Below are 18887 nucleotides of genomic sequence, written 5' to 3'. Positions count from 1 at the left end.
TCCCGTCATGCCCCGCCGCCCGTTGATCGCGGTCCTGGGTTGCCCCAACACCGGCAAGAGCACCGTCTTCAACCGCCTTACCGGTCTCAGGCAACGGACCGGAAACTACCCCGGAGTAACGGTAGAGAAGATCACCGGCACCGCGCACCTGGAAAAGAGCGACGTGGAACTGGTGGACCTTCCGGGCACCTACTCCCTGGCCGCCGACGGACCGGAATCCGGAATCACGCTGGACGTCGTTCTTGGAATGGCCGAGGGAATCCCGAGGCCGGATGCCCTGCTGCTCGTGGCCGACGCCACCAACCTGCGGAGAAGCCTGTATCTCTTTTCCCAGGCCCGGGAGCTTGAGCTGCCGGTAGCGGTCGCGCTGAACATGCAGGACGTGGCCGAGCGCCAGGGGGAAGTGCTGGACCCCATGGCCCTCGCGCGGCAGCTTTCCGCCCCGGTCGCCCCGATCACGGCCAACCGTGGAAAGGGAATTCAGGGACTTCGTTCAGTCCTTGAACGCCTGCTTGCCGGAACGCACGCCACGACGGTTCCTGTCATGCCCGAGGTGCGGGAGGCAGCCGCGCGAATGCGGGCAGACCTGGATGCGCCGGCGCCTGAAGCTCCGTGCCTGGAACGCGCCATCATCGACACCGGGGGCGAGTTCGAACGGCGTCTGATCGTGGCCGGCGGCCAAAAGGCCAGGCGCCTTCTTGAAACCACCCGGCGGCGCCTGCGCACGCAAATCGGCGACGCAAGCCTGCAAAGCCGCGAAGCGCGCCGCCGCTACCGCGAAGTGGACCGGTGGCTGGCACGGGCCGGAGCGACCGGCTCCCCGGCGGGTTTGGCTCGGATTGGCCGGCTGGAGCGCCTGGTAAGCCATCCCGTATCCGGTCCCATCGTGTTTCTTGCCGTGATGAGCGCGGTGTTTCAGGCCGTGTTCGCATGGGCCACGCCACTGATGGACGCAATCAGCGCTTTCTTCGAACAGGCAGGCGCCCTGGCCCTCGCGACGCTGCCGGCCGGAGCACTCTCCAGCCTGCTGATCGACGGCTTGTGGTCCGGCGTGGGCGCGGTCGTCGTCTTCGTTCCGCAAATCGTGTTCCTTTTTGCTCTGGTCCTGTTCCTCGAAGACTGCGGCTACATGGCGCGGGCTTCGTTTCTGATGGACCGGCTGCTGAGAATCTGCGGGCTGTCGGGACAATCGTTTATTCCCCTGCTATCGGGGTTTGCCTGCGCGGTGCCTGCCATCATGGCCACAAGGGTGGTAGGAGATCGCCGTGCGCGGCTCGCCACCATCGTGGCGATTCCCCTGATGACCTGTTCGGCACGCCTGCCCGTCTACGCGCTGCTCATATCCGGCTTCGTGCCGCCCGCCTACTACCTGAACGGATGGATCAATCTCCACGGTCTGATCCTGCTGGGGCTGTACCTGCTGGGAATCGCCGGCGGGGCCGTGAGCGCGCTTCTTACTCGGCGCATAGCCTTGCGTGGCGCGGGTGCTTCGTTTTTCATGGAAATGCCGCCGTTTCGGTGGCCGAACTCACGAGTTCTCGCGCTCAAGCTGACGGCAAAGGTACGGGTGTTTCTGACCCGCGCGGGAACCGTTATTGCCGCAGCCTGCGTAATGATCTGGGCGCTAGGATACTTCCCGCGTTCTGACCTGATTGCGAACGATTTCGAAGACCGGCGCGCGGAAGTTGCCGCGCTGACGCAAGAGCCCGCTGACCTGCAATCCAGGCTTCGCCGTCTCGAAGCGGAAGAGCGCGCGGCCCAACTGGAATACAGCCTGTTGGGACGCATAGGCAAGACCATCGAACCGGTCTTCAGGCCGCTGGGATGGGACTGGCGGGTATCAGCCTCCGTGGTCGCGGGTTTCCCGGCGCGCGAGGTCGTGATCGGCGTGATGGGAACGGTCTATGCGCTCGGCTCCGAGGCTGAAGACGGCGTTGGTCTGAGGGAGCGATTGCGGGCCTCACGATGGCCGGACGGGCGGCCCGTGTTTACCCTGGCCATGGCCCTGGGACTCCTGGTCTTCTATGCCTTTGCCCTGCAATGCGTGTCGACCGTCGCGGTCATAGGCCGGGAAACGAACAGTTGGCGATGGGCCGCGGGAGCCTGGATTTACATGTCCGGATTTGCCTGGTTGGCCGGCATGCTCACCTACCAGTTGGCGGCGTGAACGTGGGCCTTCAGGAAGCGTTGGCGCTGTTGATCGTGGCGCTGATCGCAGGCGCCTTCATTTTTCGGAGGATACGCGCCCGACGGCGCAGGAAGGCAGCCGGGGAAGCCAGCGTTTCGCCGGACGAGATCGGCCGACGGCGCTAGCCTGGGAGTGGGGGCATGTCCCCCACGGCGTCCCGCTCTCCGGGAAGGCGGGACGCCTTCCCTCCCGGTCAGGCGCCGGGAGTGTAGCGAAGAATCAGCTTCAGGCGCCGGCCCTTCGGGTTATGGGTCATGCCGTCGTAGGCGTGCTCCACGTTGGCGAAGGGCGGATCTTCGTCGGCGAGATTCAAGGCTGACAGCGTCAGGTTCAACCCGTAGCGCGGCAGGCGCCACTGGAAGCTCAGGTCCAGGGTCGTGAAGCCGTCCACCGTGAAACTCTCGACCGGCACGCCGCCAAAGCCGTCGTGCGCGCCATCGTCCTTGTAGGAAGACACGTGGTTCAGGTATGCGGAAACGCTGTAGTCGTTCCAGTGGTAGGCGGCGTACGCCTGGCCCTTCCAGTCGGGAATGGGAACCGTCAGCGGATTGCCGAAGTTCAGCTTGCCCGCCGCGGCGACGAAGTCCTGGATCAGGAACTCGTTCAGGTACAGCGCGCGAATGTCGTAATCCAGCGTATAGGTTCCGTTAAATCCGGTATCCAGCACCCCGGGTCCGACATCGAAGGAGCTGCGGACTTCCCAGTCGATGCCCGACGTCTCGACGCCGGGCCAGTTGACGAGTGGCACTTCCACGCGCGTAATGGATCTGGAGCCGCAGGGTTGCGACAGGGTGTCCGCCCTGCCGTCGGCGCAGTAAATGTAGTGCAGCACCTGGTGGGCAGTAGCCGGGTCCGCGTACAGTTCGTCGATCGTGTCATGCGGAAGGCTGCCGATGACGTCCTTGAAGTCGTAGTTCCAGTAATCCAGGGTCATCTCGATCCCGGAGTCGAGCAAGAAAATGAACCCCAGGTTCCAGGTAAATGCGCTTTCGGGCTCAAGTGAGGGGTCGCCGTAGATGTCCACCGGTATCCAGGCGCCGACCTGGCTGATGTAATTCGTGACGGTAAGCGGCACCTCCTGGAGAAGGTCGTCCACCGAGGGCGTCCGGAACGTGGTCTGGACCGACCCCCGCAAGGTCACGGTGTCGCTCAGTCGCCAGCGCACCGCGAGTTTCGGATCGATGCTGTCGGCCTCGTCGTACCGCTCGTAGTTCGCCGCGACCTGGGCGTCCAGGCGGTCGCTGATGTTGATCGCGAGTTCGGCGAATACGCGATGCACGGTCTGGTCTTCGTCGTACGGGTTGTAGGCGTTGATGAAGGTGAACGGGCCGAAATTGCCGGTCAGGCAACTCCTGTCACCCAGCACTGCGCAGGGATTGATGCTCAGGTTTCCGTGCGGATTGGGGTTGCCCTGCGCATTGAACCGCCGGAACTGGTAGCCCGCGGCGTATCCCAGCACGTCGCTCATCCAGTTTCCGCTGACGGTCGCGTCGGCAACCAGCATCGTGGTCTCGCTGTGCAGATCGGAAACGCTGTTCATCCATGCAAACAGTTCGGGGGAGTTTGCCTGGGCGGGATCGTAGTGCGGGTTGGGCGTGTCGTAGAACGGCGCCCCGGGCAAGGCGGAAAACTGGCTCGCGCTGCTGAACGGGTTGTAGTACTGGCAGCCGCCGGCGCCGGGCGCTCTTTCCGTGTCCTCCACCCGCATGCCGGGGCCAAGCGTTGTGTCCGGCACGACTCCGACGCCGCAGTCCGGGCCGCCGTAGCCGCGAAACGCCAGAAACAGGCGCTCGGTGAGAATCGCGGGTATGGAGACATTCCCCCGGCTGCCGGACCAGGAAAGTCCCAGGTCGTAGAAGGTCTCCCGGCCGCCAGGACCGGCGAACGAGCCCTCGATGTTTCCCGCCAGGCGCCAGGTGCTCGTATCGCGCCGGTCTGTTCGCGCCGGATCGCCGTTACCGAAAGGCCGACCCCGCCAGTACCAGTTTTCATTGCCCATGCACTCGGCGCGAAACTCCCGGCTGAATTCCTCGTTGGCGCAGAAGGCTACCCGGTTGGGATGGCCGGGAGCGATTTCCATTACGCCGCGATGCAGCAGGGGGAACGGGGGATGCGAAGGCTGGGTCTGCCACTGCGGCATGGCCGCGTCCGACCACAGTGCTTCGACGTGGTAGTCGGCATTCGTTCCCAGGGGACCGTTCAATTCGGCAAAAACCCTCGTGAACGTCAGTTCCTCGATCAGGTTGTCGAACGGCTGGTAATTGAAAATGCAGTAATACGGATCGACGGCCGGATTTTCCGGGTAACCATTCAGTTCGTTGCACATGGGATCGGTCTTGCCGCTCCATTGAACCGCCTTGAGCGTATCGATGACCTGTTCCCTGGGGGTGGTCGCGGTATCGATTCCCTCGGGGAACCAGAAATAACCGGGATTGCCGACGCTGGACCAGCCGGCCCTCCAGGGGTCCACCAGCGGACGCAGCGCCCAGTCGCGGTCCTCCGCTTCCAGTTCGCCCCGTCGCTCATGCTCGACGGAAATGACGAAATTGGACTCGCCCACGGAGGCGCCCCAGATTACTCCCGCCATCTGGTCGCTGGCGCTGTCGTAGCCGTCGTAGGAAGCGATGACTTCCAGTCCCTCGAATTCGCCCCGCGTAACGAAGTTGGCGATGCCGCCCACGGCGTCCGAGCCGTAGATGGCGCTGGCGCCTTCCTTCAGTACTTCGATGCGTCGGATGGCGATGGCCGGGAGAACGCCCAGGTCCACGAAGCGCCCGCCGATCAGCCGCGCGGGCAGATAGGTCTGTCGGCTCCCGTTGAACAGCACCAGTGACCGCGATGCGCCAAGGCCGCGCAGGTTGACGTTGGAAACGCTCTCAAGGACCGCTGCCGGCAGGCTGGTGTTGTACCAGCCCGAACGCTCGCCCACGACGCCGTTGCTTGCGCCCAGGTGCTTGAACAGGTCGACCATCAGCGGGGCGCCCTGCTGCTCCAGGGCTTCGCGGTCAACCACGCTCACCGCGTGCGGCGCGTCGATGGGTGTGCCGCGGATCGCCGTGCCGACCACGACGATTTCCTCGATTGCCCCGGATGCTTCCTCGGTTTCCTGAGCGACGGCCGGCAGTTGTGCGGCCAGCGAATGCAATACGGCTGTCGCGGCAAGTCCCGCTGTTCGCTTCCACCAATTCATGTTCCCCCACGGTTCCAGACGGTGCCGGAAAGTGCCGAGTTTCGTTCAAAGTCTAATGCACGTATGATGAGCGCCGCCGGCAGATAAGCCGTGAAATGCCGTACCTTTTCTCCCAAGCCAGCACGTAAGACCTCATATGAATCGAATATCGGCGCCATTGGCGCACAGCATGTGCCTGTCCGGCCTGCTCCTTTTCTGGGGCTGCGAGGCGCCGCGGGAGGCGCCGGAAGAGGTGCAAACGCCCCAAACTGCTCCGCGGAGCGAGGAGAATGTTGTCATGACCGACACGGGCCAAGCCTTTCTGGAGCGCAACGGCGCCCGCGAGGAAGTAATCACGACCGACTCCGGCCTCCAGTACGAAGTGCTGGTTTCCGGTGATGGGGCGAGTCCCGCTCCTGCCGACCTGGTAACGGTGCATTACACCGGCACGCTGATTGACGGGACCGTATTCGACAGTTCCGTGCAGCGCGGACAGCCGGCGGAGTTCCCGGCCAACCGTTTGATCGCGGGCTGGGTGGAAGCCCTGCAGCTCATGCGGGTCGGCGACAAGTGGATGCTTTACATCCCGCCGGAACTTGCCTACGGCGACCGCGGAGCCGGAGGCCTGATCGGTCCCGGCGCCACCCTGATCTTCGAAATCGAACTCCTGGGCGTTCGTTCCGCGGGTTAGAACTTCGCGCGAGCGGCGGTGCTGCCGCCGGACTGTCTAATCGGACCAGCGTACCCAGCCGGTCCCTTCGTGACCGAAATCAAAGGTTTCGGGGTGCAGGAGTTCAGCCAGGATTTCCGCCGACTCGACCAGCCGCGGCCCCGGACGATTGAAATACTGGTTCCCGTCGGTGACGAACACCCGCCCGTTTCGCACCGCTGAAAGCCGGGACCATTGGGGACGGCCGGTGAGCGCCGGCATCTCCTTCATCGACTGCGCGATATCGAAACCGCAGGGCATTACGGCTACGACATCGGGGTCGCGGGAAGCCAGTTCATCGAAATCGAAGTATCCGGAATGCCGGCCGGCTTCTCCCATCATGATCCGGCCGCCCGCGATTTCCACCAGGGAAGGCACCCAGTTGGCTGCGAACATTAGCGGGTCGATCCACTCGATGCAGGCAATGCTCGGCTGCTCCGCAAGCCGCTTTGTCCGCCTGGCGAGGTCACCCAGTCTCCTGGTCAGGCCGGCCACCAACTCCTCTCCGCTCCCTGCGGCCTCCAGCGCTCCGGCCACCCGGCGGATGTCCTTCCACACATCATCCAGGTCCATCGGTTCCAGCGAAACGACCTCCGGCCTGGAGGACACCAGTTCGCCCACCGCCTGCTGCACGTCGGCCAGGCTGACGGCGCAGACTTCGCACTGCGACTGCGTGATGATCAGGTCGGGCGCCAGGCGGTCCAGGAGTTCGGCATCCACCCGGTAGACCGACAGCGCCTGGTCAACCAGCGCCTTTACCTGAGCGTCGATACGCCGGCTTGACGCCTGTGTGTCTATCTTCGATGCGGAACAGACCGGAATGCGGGCAATGGCCGGCGGAAAATCGCACTCATGAGAGCGGCCGACCAGCTGCTTTTCGAAACCCAGCGCGGCTACGATCTCGGTGGCGCTGGCGATAAGCGAAACGATCCGCTGTTCGCCCATCGGGTTCCGTGCTTATGCGATGCGGACGGCCGCTACCGGAGCGGGGCTGCGCAAGGCCAGACGGCTGAAAAGCAGCGGCAGGAAAACTGCCATGCTGATCAGGGTATTGCGGAAGAACGGAATTGCCATCACGTAACATTCCACCAGCCCGGCCCAGGTCTTCGGGTAAGTCGTGCCCAGCGCCCAGGTGCCGAAATTAGATACGACGAAGAAAAGGACGGCCGAACCCAGTCCGGCCACGGCGATTCTCCCCCAGGAGCGCTGTGAGCGGGCAATGAAACCGCAGCTGACGACCAGGAGCACGGAAAGGTAGGTTATCGGCTGATCGGCGTAGAAAGCCCAGTCGGCGCGCCCGGAAATCGCCCATATGCCCAGGTCGCCTGCCAGGTAGATCGCCAATGGCGCCAGGTAGGCGACGCTGCGCCTGGCGAAACAGGCGGCGCCGAAAATGCACAGCGGCAGTATCGGCGAGAAATTCCAGGGATAAACGGTGTTTTCCGGATCGATGGGAACACCGAGCGTGTGCAGCAGATACGGCAGCAGCCGAAAGCCCACCGCTATGGCCACGAGCATCGCCAGCGTGACAGGTCGAGGGCGCAACATTAATCTCTTCTCCCGGGACGCACCTGTTCGCGCAATTCTATACAAAGCGCTGAACCGGGCGCACCGGATCAGGCCGAGTACGCGTAGTACTCGATCCCCTCGTCCTGAAAGTCCTGGCCGGTCTTCGTTCCGATGCTCTCGACGCGAAAACCCGGCGGGTGCGGCAGATCATCCACCGCAAGCCCGGCGTGCAATGCCTCATATTGACTGCGGCCAAGGTCGTAGGCCGGCTCCAGGGCGCTGTTGAAGTGAATGCGCCCCGCCGCTTCCTTCCAGCCTTCGCATACGCGCATGGGCAACGCTTCGGCGGCGTCTCCGCTGCCGTAACCGATCAGCAGGATCTCGTCTCCCGCCCAGTTCTCTCCGGCCTGCGCGGCTTCCTCAAGCCCTGCCGCCAGCCAGGCGAACAATGCGCCCGAATAGATATTCCCCAGTTGCATCATGCTGTCATCGCCCCAGCGGAGGGGATGCAAGACCAGCTCCTCGAACTCGGGCATCGCGCGCAGTCCTTTCATCAGCTCGTTAGTCCTGGGAAACGGGTTCCAGGCGCTCTGCCCGGCCGCATCGTGATCCGGCAATTCATGCCGCTCGCGCATTTCACCGAGGGCTTCGTCGAGCGCGATTCGGGATTCGGGGCAAAGCCGTTGAAGCAGGCGGGAGCCGTCGCCATGACTCAGCGCCTCTGCGCACAATCGCACCAGCGCAAAGGCGCTTTGCGGCATGCGCCGGTACGGACGGTGAAAGAAAACGGCCCGCAGTCCCTGCAGCCACTCCGCCGGCGACACGCCCCGGCGCTGGTACAGGTGCGACAGCGCGTTGCGGACCTGGTCCAGGTAGCAGTAGGTAGAGAACCGACCATTGAACACCGGGTAATGAAGGTTGGAGCGCGGCCGCCGGTCCGCGTCCATCAGCGGCTTGCGGAAATCGGAGATCCGGTAGTCCGAGGCGCGTCCCGCGTGCCCCAGGTCCAGGCTGGCAAGGGCCGGGTTGCGCTCCACCAGCAGCGCCACGGCGCCGGCCCCCTGGGTGGGCTCGCCGGAGCTGCCCCGCGCGTAGAGGGCCAGGTCGGAACAGATCACAATCGCCGCGGAATCCTCGAGCAAACAGTGGCGCACGGCATTCTTCAGCGCGTAGACGCCGCCCAGGCAGGCGTGCTTGATTTCCGGAACTTCGCAATGCTGCGAAAGGCGCGGCAATCCATGGTCGACCAGCGCCTGATCGAGCATGCCCTTGATGATGATGGACCCTGCGGAGTTGTCGTTGCTCGATTCGGTCCCCAGCGCCAGCAGCCCGATCCGGGCCGGATCCACATCATTCTGGCGCAGCAGCTTCAGCGCCGCATTTGCGGCCATCGTATAGACGCTCTGCGCGGGTCCGGGCACCCGGAAGGCATGGCCGACCACGGCGGAGATCTTGTCCCAGGAGGCGCCGGTCCACCGGCACCAGTCCTCAAGGCTGACCCGGTACGGGGGCAGGTCCATTGCCATGCCGCTGATACCGGCGGTAAGCCCTGCGTCTTGCGGCGTCCTGCGGGCCGGTGGGGTTCGCTGAAGTGCCATGAAGTGCTATTACCCTCTTGTCGAGCGCGCGCAGGGCGAAATGTGCTCATGACAAGCCCCCCGCAGTCAATTGATTATAAGTGCGGCCGTTACCCGGTACACGGACCTGGCATGAGATTCTCAAACTCGATACGCATGGATCTGTGCGCGGCCTTAGCGGGCGGCGTTCCAGGCATCCATGCCGCCCTCCAGACTCATCGCTTTCCCGTATCCAATACTGTTCCAGAAATTGGCGGCTTGAAGGCTACGCAGTCCGGACTGGCATACGAAAACAACTTCGTCATTCGGATCATAGTCTGCGATAACGTCGGACAGTGCCGTGAGAGGCACATTCCTGGCGCCGGCGATGTGACCCTGCCTGAATTCCACCGGTTCCCGCACATCAATCAGAATGGGTTGTATGCCCGATTTCAAAAGCTCGATAAGCTGTTCCGACGCAATCACTGAAATCATGTAATACCTTTCAAAAACAGATTCTTACGATTGAGGGCTATTCAGTTTCTCAAAAGATTGGCGATAATTTTTCAAAATCCACGGCACGGCAAGAAACAGGGGAATGCCAAAAATCACGGGCAAGGACGCCATCGAGTAACGCAGATTGTCGTATCCGAACACGTAATCGTTCATAAGCCCGATACATAGCGGACCAAGGCCCTGCCCAAGCAAGGCGGTGGCCATGTAATAGATTGCGACGGACTGACCGCGTACATTGGACGGAATGATATTCAGGAGCGCGGTTACGCCCGTTGCGGTGGACAGGGCGACAGCGGCAAGCATCGCGCCAAGGAAAACGAGCCCCAGGCCTGCAGACGGCATCAGGGGCCAAACGATCCCTGCAACCGTCATTACAGGCACTCCATATAAGCCCACAAGCAAAGGCGCCGCAGTGTGGCCTTTTTGCAACAACCTGTCGGACATCCAGCCGCCAAGGTTTACGGCGAGCGGCCCCAGCACAATGAACAATATGCCGATGGCCTGCCCGTACTGGACCGGCGACCAACCCCATGTTCTGGCAAATGCCGCGGCCCCCCAACTGGAGCTGAAGCCGATCAGAATCACGTATCCAAAGACCCAGACCACTCCAAAAAAGCCGGCCGGACGACCGCGGATATAGCTGAAGACGGCCCGGTATCCGATGCCCTGCGCATTGGACGTGACGGTGTCCACCGTGCGTTCCGGCTCTCTCAGGAACAAGACAAACGGCACCAGCAAAAGACCCGGCAAGCCCACAACCAGCAGGCTCACTCTCCAGGGCGCCAGATCGCCCAATCCGGGAATGGTGACGTAATCCGATTGCGTTGCCCAGGCGATGACCGCCGCTCCTGTCAGGGCGGCAATGCCCGCTCCCAGAGAAATTGCCATCGAATAAAAGGCGATGGGTTTACCGCGCTTTTCTTTCGGGAAGCAATCGGCCATCAGGGACATGGCGCATGGGCTGAGGGAGGCTTCACCCACTCCGACCGACATTCGCGCGATAAACAGTCCCAGGAAGGACCGCACCAGACCGGACACAGCGGTTGCCGCAGACCATATTGCCAAACCGGCAGCCACGATGAACGTTCTGCGTTTGCGGTCCGCCAGCCAGCCGAAGGGCAAACCCATCAGGACATAAAAAATGGCAAACGCCGGCCCCAGCAACAAGCCTATTTGCGTATCCGTGAGATCGAGATCAGCCTGTATGGGCTGAATAAGCAAGCCAAGAATGAATCTGTCGATGAACGAGAAAATATAGACAATGGTCAGCAGTACGACCATGTACCAGCTATAGCGTGGCGCGGGCCACCGTCGATCGGGGCCGGCTTGACCGCAAGTGTTACCGTCGATCAAACTCATCTTCGACGCCGGGGGTGGGCAGCAGACATGGAGAAAAAACCGTGACCGAAACACCGCAGATTCGTGGTTTGTACGAAAGTTGCATAGGCGTGCCCGACCTTACGGAGGGCATGAAGTTCTGGGGACAGTTTGGATACAAGGTTACCCGGCAAGGTTCACTGCCCGCCCGGGAAGCAAAAGGCCTTTACGGTGTCGATTCAGCGCTGAAATCGGTCCAGATGCAGCATCTGGACACGGACCACAGCTTCCTGCGTCTCATGCAGTGGGACAAACCGGTCAATGCCGGTATCGGGATCACAAGGCACTTGCGTCAGGATGGCGGACGGTGGGGGGTTGTCCTGACACGAAGTATTCTGAACGTTCTCAATCATGTGGAGGATGCGATCGCCCTGGGGCAACCCTGGAGCTACATAATTCCGCATTGGTTACAAGTGTATGCGATGGACAAGGGTCAACCCTTTTTCTCCAAACCCATTGGTATTCGTGAAGGCATTGTCACGCATCCTTTTCATCGATTGGCGCTGTTTGAGCGCTACAACTACGAAAAGCCGACCTATGGCCTGATTGATGACAACAGCTTCCTGAAGACGAGTCAGTTTACCCATCACGGCATCATGATCCGCTCGGACGACCCTTCAAATCTTGCGTTCTATGATCAGTGCCTCGGCCTGCTGAAGCAGAAAGAGCACAGCCTTGGAGGCAAGCCGACCTGTGCTCCCGGCAACAAGGCGACTTTTGCCCTGAGCGACGAAGAGGTTTATCACATTCACGACTTTGATGACCCGCGCTCGTCACTCGACATTTCCGGCCATTTGTCCGGGCGCCTGAAGATCGTACGCATGGCCGAAAGCGCGGAAATGCCTGACGTTTATGACAAGAGCCGTCCGGGTTCGCTCGGCATGTCGCTCTTCACTTATCAGGTTCGGGACATCGATGATTACCGTGCCCGCGTTATTGATGGCGGCGCCACCGACGTGACCGACGTCTGCGGAAACGAATATGGCGCCCCAAGCATTTCGTTCGTTGCGCCGGACGGAAACTCCTGGAACCTGGTCGGAAACCTCTGATCCGATAAATGGCGGCGGAGGGAGTGGGATTCGAACCCACGTGGGGCGGATCGCCCCCATCTGATTTCGAATCAGCGCCGTTAGGCCTCTCCGGCATCCCTCCGGGGGCGGATTATATTGCGCCGCTCCCTGATCCGCTGTCGCGCCACGCTAATCCAGGCGCTTGGTGAATCGCAGCACCGGAATCGCGATCGACACCAGGAACAGGCCCGAGATGGCGTACATCTGTGGCGCCATATCCGCCAGGGTCGCACCGCGAAGGATGATGCCCCGTACCAACTCCACGAAGTGCGTGATCGGGAACAGCAGCCCCACCCACTGGGCCACCCTGGGCATTCCGTCGAAGGGGAACATGAAGCCGGACAGCAGCAGCATCGGCAACATGAAGAAGATCGCCCCCTGGATCGCCTGGAACTGCGATTTGGCGAACGTGGATATGGACAGTCCGATGCCCAGTGTGGCGGCAACGAAAACAAGGCTGGCCAGATATAGATCGAGCAAGGACCCCACGGTTGGCACGCGGAACAGCCAGGTTCCCGCGAAATAGACGATCGACACCTGGATCAAGCCGATCAGGATGTAGGGCGCGATCTTGCCCAGCATCAGCTCGTAGTTGCGCACCGGCGTGGTGATCAGGAACTCCAGGTTGCCGCGCTCGCGCTCGCGCACCACTGCGACCGCCGTGAACACGATCATCGTGAAGTTGAGAATCAGGCCGACGAGGGCGGGCACGATCTGCACGGCCGAGCGCCGTTCGGGGTTGAAGTAGAAGCGAAGCGCCAGGGGCATGTCCGGCTGTCCGGTTTGGGCGCGCGGCGACGGAAGAAACTGCACCAGCCGCTCTATCGCGCTGATGATGGTCGGATCGCCGGCGTCGACCATCAATTGCGCCAGCGGACGGTCGCCGTCGCTCAGGCGGCGCTCGAAATCCGCGGGGATGTAGAGCACGGTACGCAGGTCGCCGCGGCGCATCTGGCCCAGCAATTCGGCCACGTCGCCCGACCGGCTCACGAAATCCAGCACCTGGCTCGCTTCCAGGGCGCCCGCGAGTTGCCGCGACATCGAGGTGTCCGCGTGGTCCACCAGCCCGGCCGCCATGTGGCGCACGTCGGTGTTGATGGCGTAGCCGAACAGGATGATCTGGATGAGCGGCAGTCCCACGATCATTCCCAGCGTCAGCCGCTCCCGAGCCAACTGGCGCATTTCCTTGTCGACGATCGCCGAAGTCCGGCGGAACCAGAACCGCACCAGGCGCAGCAACGGAGGTACCCAGGAAAGGCTGAACACGAAGGCCCGCCACAGGCCCACCACGATGAACGTGAACGCCCGCCAGAGGTTCACCGGGACGGCCTTTGAAAGTTCGTGGCGGCCACGAATACGTCTTCCAGCGTGGCGCCCGTTCGCCGCACCGCAGCCTGTAAAGACGCCTGCTTGAGTAAGGCGTCGATCCGTTCAACCGGGGACGCCGTGTCCGGATCGAGCATGACCCGCAGCCGGTTGCCGAGCTGGGTCACGGCCAGGACCCAATCGTTCGGGTCGAGCAATGCACGGGTGCGCCTGGGCATCCGGGTCGCGACTTCGACCGTGATCGCCTCAAGCCGGTCCATCAGTTCCTGCGGAGGGCCTTCCCGCACCATCGCGCCCCGATCGAGAAAAGTGAGGCGGTGACATCGTTCCGCCTCGTCCATGAAGTGAGTGGAGACGAGGATCGTCGTGCCCTGGTCGGCCAGCTCGAACAGGCGGTCCCAGAAATCCCGCCGGCTCTGCGGATCCACAGCGCTGGTGGGTTCATCGAGCAACAGCAGCCGGGGTTCGTGCAGCGTGACGGCGGCCAGGGCCAGCCGCTGCTTCTGGCCGCCGCTCAAGGTCCCGGCGAGGCGTGAATGCAGGTCGTTCAGTTCATACAGGGCGCTGTTGACCTCGATGCGTTCCCGCATGCGCCGCAATCCCAGGTCGAATACGCGGGCGACGAAACGCAGGTTCTCGAGGACGGTCAGGTCCTCGTACAGCGAGAATTTCTGGGTCATGTAGCCCATCTGCAGGCGCAGTTTCTCGGCTTCCTCGGGCACGCGGCAGCCGAGAACGGTGGCCTGCCCCGCGGACGGCACCAGCAGTCCGCACAAAAGCCGCATCGTCGTGGACTTGCCGGAACCGTTAGGGCCCAGGAAGCCGAAGATACGGCCGCGCGGGACATCGAGATCGAGATTGCTGACCGCGGTTACGGGACCGAAGCGGCGCGTCAGGCCGCGGCAGGAAATCGCAAAGTCGTTATCGTTCACCTGAGCGACGGAAAGTCGACTTCCACCGGCTGCCCGACCGGTAAATCACCGTAGGCGTCTTCCCTGATCGAAACCTTCGCCAGGTAGGCGAGCCGGCTGCGGTCGCGCTGTGTCAGCGAGAAGTAAGGCGTAAACGCCGCTTCCAAGGAAACGAAGGTCACCGTGCCCTCGATTTCGTTTGCAAGGCCATCCACTCTTATCCGGGCGGCCAGTCCTGGCTGAACGCGCGCCCGCAACGGTTCCGGCACGTAGATCCGCGCATGCAGGGTGTCGCCGGCCAGCATCACGGCCAGCGTCGACCCAGGTGGAGGCCGTTCTCCCAACTCGTACGGCAGCGCCTCGACCCGGCCGTTTCGGGGCGCCACGATTTCTAGGCGCTCGGCGCTGATCCGCAGGCGCTCCAGCCGGGCCTGCGCTTCGTCCACGGCGGCCTCGGCCTGTCCCAGCTCTTCCACCGTGGCCCCGTCCAGCAGGTCTTCCAGAACGGCGCCCAGCGCCTCCACGTCGGTCCGGGCGATTTCCACGGCCCGCAACGCGCGATCCACGTCGGTCCGGCTGGCGATGTTCTGTTCCGCCAGGTCCCTGACGCGCAAGTGTTCGCGGGTGCTGACCTCAAGAATCTCCCTTGCGCCGTCAAGGCGCGCGCGGGCGGCGCGAATCGCCTCCTCGCGAGGGCCGCGAACGAGTTCCGCCAGGCGCTGGCGTGTCCGGGTAACGGCCGCTTCCGCCGCCTTGAGGTCCTGAGCGACCCGGGCGCCGTCTTGCCGCATCAACAACTGCCCGGCCTGCACCCGCTCCCCTTCGATGACGTTCAGTTCCACGATGGACTCGTGGAACTCCGCCACCAGCTCCATGCGTTCGCGCTCCAGCGTGCCCACCAGCGGCAGCGGCGAAGAGTCGCCTGTGCAGCCCGCGGCGAGCAGAGCGCACGCGATCACCCCGGCGAACGCTGCCTTTTGCAGCGCAGTGTGGGGTATTTCAGGATTCACTCTTGTTACCGATGGTTTTCGAAACCAATGATAACGAAAGCTCTCCTAGCGGCGGGACTGGAAAAAGGCGCGCAGCAATTCGGCCGATTGCTGCTCCAGCAGTCCTGCCTGCACTTCGCATCGATGGTTGAGGGCCGCGTTGTCCAGGACGTCGAAAACGCTGCCGCCGGCGCCCGACCTGGGATCGCGCGCCGAGAAAACCACGTGGGAAATGCGCGCCAGAACGATAGCGCCCGCGCACATCGCGCAGGGTTCCAGCGTCACGAACAGTTCGGCGCCCGGGAGGCGGTAGTTGCCGAACGTCCGGCAGGCAGTACGAATAGCTTCCATCTCCGCGTGCGCAGTGGGGTCTCCGCTCGCGATCATTCGGTTCCTGCCCTGGCCCAGGATGCGCCCGTCGTGGACCAGGACGGCGCCGACCGGCACCTCGCCCTCTTCGCCCGCCTGCGCGGCAAGCTCAAGCGCCCGCCGCATGTAACGCTCGTCGTCGCCCGCAGGCCGCGGCCCCGCTTTCACTCCCACTCGATGGTCGCCGGTGGCTTGGAGGATATGTCGTAGGTCACGCGGGAAATGCCGGACACCTCGTTGACGATGCGCCCCGCGACCCGTTCAAGCAATTCCATCGGGAGCCGGCTCGGACTTGCCGTCATGAAATCGGTCGTGTTGACGCAACGCAGGGCAATGACCGGTTCGTAGCGGCGCCCGTCGCCCTTCACCGCAACGCTGCGCGAAGGGACGAACACGGCGAAGGCCTGCGCCACGCTGTCGTACCAGCCGGAACTGCGCAACTCCGAAATGAAGATATCGTCGGCGCGACGCAACAGCTCAACCGCCTCCTCCTGTACCTCCCCCAGCACACGCACGGCCAGTCCGGGACCCGGAAAGGGATGCCGGCCGATCAAATCCGCCGGCAGGCCCAGCTCCAGACCCACTTTTCGGACTTCATCCTTGAACAGCAGGCGCAGCGGTTCGAGCAGCTTGAGCTTCATCCTCTCCGGAAGGCCGCCCACGTTGTGATGCGACTTGATCAGGTGGGCCTTGCCGGTATGGGCGGCGGCGGACTCGATGACGTCCGGGTAGATCGTGCCCTGCGCCAGCCATTCCACGCCCGGGATACCGGCCGCCTCCTCCTCGAACACCTCGATAAAGCAACGCCCGATGGCCTTGCGTTTGTCCTCCGGGTCGCTCAGGCCTTCAAGCGCCGCAAACATCCGCTGTCTCGCGTCCACGACGTTCACCGGCACGCCCAGCCGGCCCAGCGTGTCCACGACCTGCCCGGCCTCGTTCAGTCGCAGCAACCCGTGATCCACCAGTACGCAACGCAGGCGATCACCTACCGCCTTCTGCAACAGCACCGACAGCACGGAGGAATCAACCCCTCCCGACAGGCCGAGCAGGACCTTGCCTTCGGTTGCGGTCCGGCGAATCTCATCGATCGCGCTGTGGGTGATGGCGGCCGGCGCCCAGTCGCTGCCCAGGCCGCAGATATCGTGCACGAAACGCTGGATCATCTGCTGCCCGTGCCGGGTGTGGGTCACTTCCGGATGGAACTGCACGCCGAACAGGCCACGTTCCCGGTCGGCGATCGCGGCCAGCGGCGCATTGTCGCTTGCGCCGATGCTCTCGAAGCCCTGCGGCAAGGCGTTTACGTGATCGCCGTGACTCATCCAGACTTCCAGCGGCTCGTCGGAAAGCCCCGAAAGCAGGGCGTTCTCGGACGTCACGCGCACCTCGGCCGGACCGAACTCGGACCGGTCGGCCAGTTCCACGCTGCCGCCGAGCTGATGGGCGATGGTCTGCATTCCGTAGCAGATCCCGAGCACCGGCTTGCCCAGGTCGAAGACGCTTTGCGGCGCGCGCGGCGTGCGCCCGCCCGTAACCGAAAGAGGCCCACCCGACAGCACTACGCCCGCCGGCGCGAATTCGCGCACGGCGCCGTCGCTGATGTCCCACGGCAGGATTTCGGAATACACGCCCGCCTCGCGGATACGGCGGGCGATCAGTTGCGTGGTTTGCGACCCGAAATCAAGGATCAGGATACGTCCCTGTGTCACACGCGACCCCGGTAATTGGGGGCCTCCTTGGTGATGGCGACGTCGTGCACGTGGCTTTCCTTCATGCCGGCCCCGGTGATGCGGACGAATTGCGCACGGGACCGCAGTTCGTCGATCGAAGCGCAGCCGGTGTAGCCCATGGCCGCGCGCAGTCCACCGCTCAACTGCTGCACGATGGTCACGAGGCTGCCCTTGTACGGCACCCTGCCCTCGATTCCTTCCGGCACCAGCTTTTCGAGCTGCTCGGTCGAGTCCTGCTGGTAGCGGTCGGACGAACCGTGCTGCTGGGACATCGCGCCCAGCGAGCCCATGCCGCGATAGGACTTGTAGGAGCGGCCCTGGTAGAGTTCCACCTCGCCCGGGGCCTCCTCCGTTCCGGCGAAAAGGCTGCCGATCATCGCGCAGTGCGCGCCGGCGGCCAGCGCCTTGGCAATGTCGCCGGAATAGCGAACGCCGCCGTCGGCGATCACCGGAACATCGTACTTCGCCGCCGCCGCCGATACCTCGGCCACCGCCGTGATCTGCGGGACGCCCACGCCGGCCACGATGCGGGTCGTGCAGATCGACCCCGGTCCGACGCCGGCCTTCACCCCGTCCACGCCGGCCTTGATCAGCGCTTCCGCGCCTTCGCCGCTGATCACGTTGCCGGCGATGAGGCGCATGTCCGGGTAGTTGGCGCGCAGCCATTCGACCCGTTCGATGACCCCGCGACTGTGACCGTGCGCGGTATCCACCACAAGGACATCAACGCCCGCTTCACTCAGCAGCGCCGCCCGCTCCTCGGTATCGGCCCCCGCGCCCACCGCGGCGCCGACCCTGAGTGCGCCCCGGGCGTCCTTGCAGGCGTTCGGAAAATCGCTGGCCTTCTGGAAGTCCTTGGCGGTAATCAGTCCCTTGAGCTGAAAGTTTTCGTCCACCACCAGCACCTTCTCGATGCGGTGCTTGTGAAGCAGCGACAGGACCTCATCCTCGTCGGGATTTTCCTGAACCGTGACCAGGCGGTCTTCCGGCGTCATGACTTCGCGCACCGGGCGGTCCAGGTGGGTTTCGAAGCGCAGGTCGCGGTTCGTTACGATCCCCGCCAGGCGGCCGTTGTCCTCCACCGGCAGACCCGAAATATTGTTCCGGCGCGTGATTTCCAGCACCTCGCGCACGCTTTCTTCCGGATTGACGGTAATCGGGTCGGAAACGACGCCAGACGCGTATTTCTTGACCGCAGCCACGTGGCGCGCCTGGAGTTCCGGCGTCATGTTCTTGTGTATGACGCCCAGGCCCCCTTCCTTCGCCAGCGCGATCGCGAGCGCCGATTCCGTGACCGTGTCCATCGCCGCGGACATCACGGGAATATTGAGTTCGATGTCCCGCGCCGCCGCCGTTGCCAAGCTTACTTCCCTGGGCAGGACCTCCGAATAGGCGGGCGCCAGAAGGACATCATCGAAAGTCAGGGCTTCCTGAATGATTCGCATGGACCGAACCAATCGCGTAACAAGCT

General features: G+C 63.3%; 15 protein-coding genes and 1 tRNA gene. 3 read left to right on the top strand and 13 right to left on the bottom strand.

The window, feature by feature from the left end; translation table 11 throughout:
- Positions 1-7: 7 nt before the first annotated feature.
- A complete protein-coding gene (gene feoB, locus F4036_01435; protein MYK36404.1) occupies positions 8-2167 on the top strand; it encodes a ferrous iron transport protein B in 2160 nt (719 codons plus the stop codon).
- A 214-nt stretch (positions 2168-2381) separates the two neighbouring features.
- Here feoB and F4036_01430 read toward each other — a convergent pair whose 3' ends face one another.
- The gene (locus tag F4036_01430) at positions 2382-5378 is read right to left on the bottom strand and encodes a TonB-dependent receptor plug domain-containing protein (GenBank protein ID MYK36403.1); all 2997 of its coding nucleotides are present in this window, start codon (positions 5376-5378) and stop codon (positions 2382-2384) included.
- 136 nt (positions 5379-5514) lie between these two features.
- Here F4036_01430 and F4036_01425 point away from each other — a divergent pair, with 136 nt between their 5' ends.
- Positions 5515-6048, top strand: coding sequence for an FKBP-type peptidyl-prolyl cis-trans isomerase (locus F4036_01425; GenBank protein ID MYK36402.1), 534 nt, complete (start codon positions 5515-5517; stop codon positions 6046-6048).
- A gap of 36 nt (positions 6049-6084) precedes the next feature.
- Here the strand turns inward: F4036_01425 and F4036_01420 are convergent, their stop codons facing one another.
- The 5 genes from F4036_01420 to F4036_01400 form a co-directional block, all read right to left on the bottom strand.
- Entirely contained in the window at positions 6085-7011 is a 927-nt protein-coding gene (locus tag F4036_01420; GenBank protein MYK36401.1) for a cobalamin-binding protein, read from the bottom strand.
- 12 nt (positions 7012-7023) lie between these two features.
- Positions 7024-7614, bottom strand: coding sequence for a hypothetical protein (locus tag F4036_01415; GenBank protein ID MYK36400.1), 591 nt, complete (start codon positions 7612-7614; stop codon positions 7024-7026).
- A 68-nt stretch (positions 7615-7682) separates the two neighbouring features.
- A complete protein-coding gene (locus F4036_01410) occupies positions 7683-9173 on the bottom strand; it encodes a hydroxymethylglutaryl-CoA synthase family protein (GenBank protein MYK36399.1) in 1491 nt (496 codons plus the stop codon).
- Between the two features lie 153 nt (positions 9174-9326).
- Positions 9327-9626, bottom strand: coding sequence for a rhodanese-like domain-containing protein (locus F4036_01405; GenBank protein ID MYK36398.1), 300 nt, complete (start codon positions 9624-9626; stop codon positions 9327-9329).
- 24 nt (positions 9627-9650) lie between these two features.
- Positions 9651-11006 carry an MFS transporter gene (locus tag F4036_01400; GenBank protein ID MYK36397.1) on the bottom strand — a complete coding sequence of 452 codons (1356 nt, stop codon included), beginning with the start codon at positions 11004-11006 and terminating at the stop codon, positions 9651-9653.
- 41 nt (positions 11007-11047) lie between these two features.
- On the opposite strand from F4036_01400, the gene F4036_01395 reads away from it, so the two are divergent.
- The gene (locus tag F4036_01395) at positions 11048-12073 is read left to right on the top strand and encodes a VOC family protein (GenBank protein ID MYK36396.1); all 1026 of its coding nucleotides are present in this window, start codon (positions 11048-11050) and stop codon (positions 12071-12073) included.
- Between the two features lie 15 nt (positions 12074-12088).
- On the opposite strand, the gene F4036_01390 is transcribed toward F4036_01395, so the two are convergent.
- The 7 genes from F4036_01390 to guaB form a co-directional block, all read right to left on the bottom strand.
- Positions 12089-12176, bottom strand: a tRNA-Ser gene (locus F4036_01390).
- 47 nt (positions 12177-12223) lie between these two features.
- Entirely contained in the window at positions 12224-13276 is a 1053-nt protein-coding gene (locus F4036_01385; protein ID MYK36395.1) for an ABC transporter permease, read from the bottom strand.
- Between the two features lie 134 nt (positions 13277-13410).
- Positions 13411-14331 (bottom strand): ABC transporter ATP-binding protein, encoded by a 921-nt coding sequence (locus F4036_01380; GenBank protein ID MYK36394.1) that lies wholly within the window; start codon positions 14329-14331, stop codon positions 13411-13413.
- Between the two features lie 17 nt (positions 14332-14348).
- Complete coding sequence (locus tag F4036_01375; GenBank protein ID MYK36393.1) at positions 14349-15341, bottom strand: HlyD family efflux transporter periplasmic adaptor subunit; 993 nt, start codon at positions 15339-15341, stop codon at positions 14349-14351.
- A gap of 45 nt (positions 15342-15386) precedes the next feature.
- Positions 15387-15815 (bottom strand): tRNA adenosine(34) deaminase TadA, encoded by a 429-nt coding sequence (tadA, locus tag F4036_01370; protein MYK36392.1) that lies wholly within the window; start codon positions 15813-15815, stop codon positions 15387-15389.
- Positions 15816-15853: 38 nt separating this feature from the next.
- Positions 15854-17395 (bottom strand): glutamine-hydrolyzing GMP synthase, encoded by a 1542-nt coding sequence (gene guaA, locus F4036_01365; GenBank protein MYK36391.1) that lies wholly within the window; start codon positions 17393-17395, stop codon positions 15854-15856.
- Complete coding sequence (gene guaB / locus F4036_01360) at positions 17392-18861, bottom strand: IMP dehydrogenase (GenBank protein MYK36390.1); 1470 nt, start codon at positions 18859-18861, stop codon at positions 17392-17394. Before guaB ends, guaA begins: the two co-directional genes overlap by 4 nt.
- Between the last annotated feature and the right edge of the window lie 26 nt (positions 18862-18887).

The organism is Gammaproteobacteria bacterium (assembly GCA_009845905.1).
GTDB lineage: Bacteria > Pseudomonadota > Gammaproteobacteria > Steroidobacterales > Foliamicaceae > Foliamicus.
This window is presented reverse-complemented; position numbering and strand designations above follow the sequence as displayed.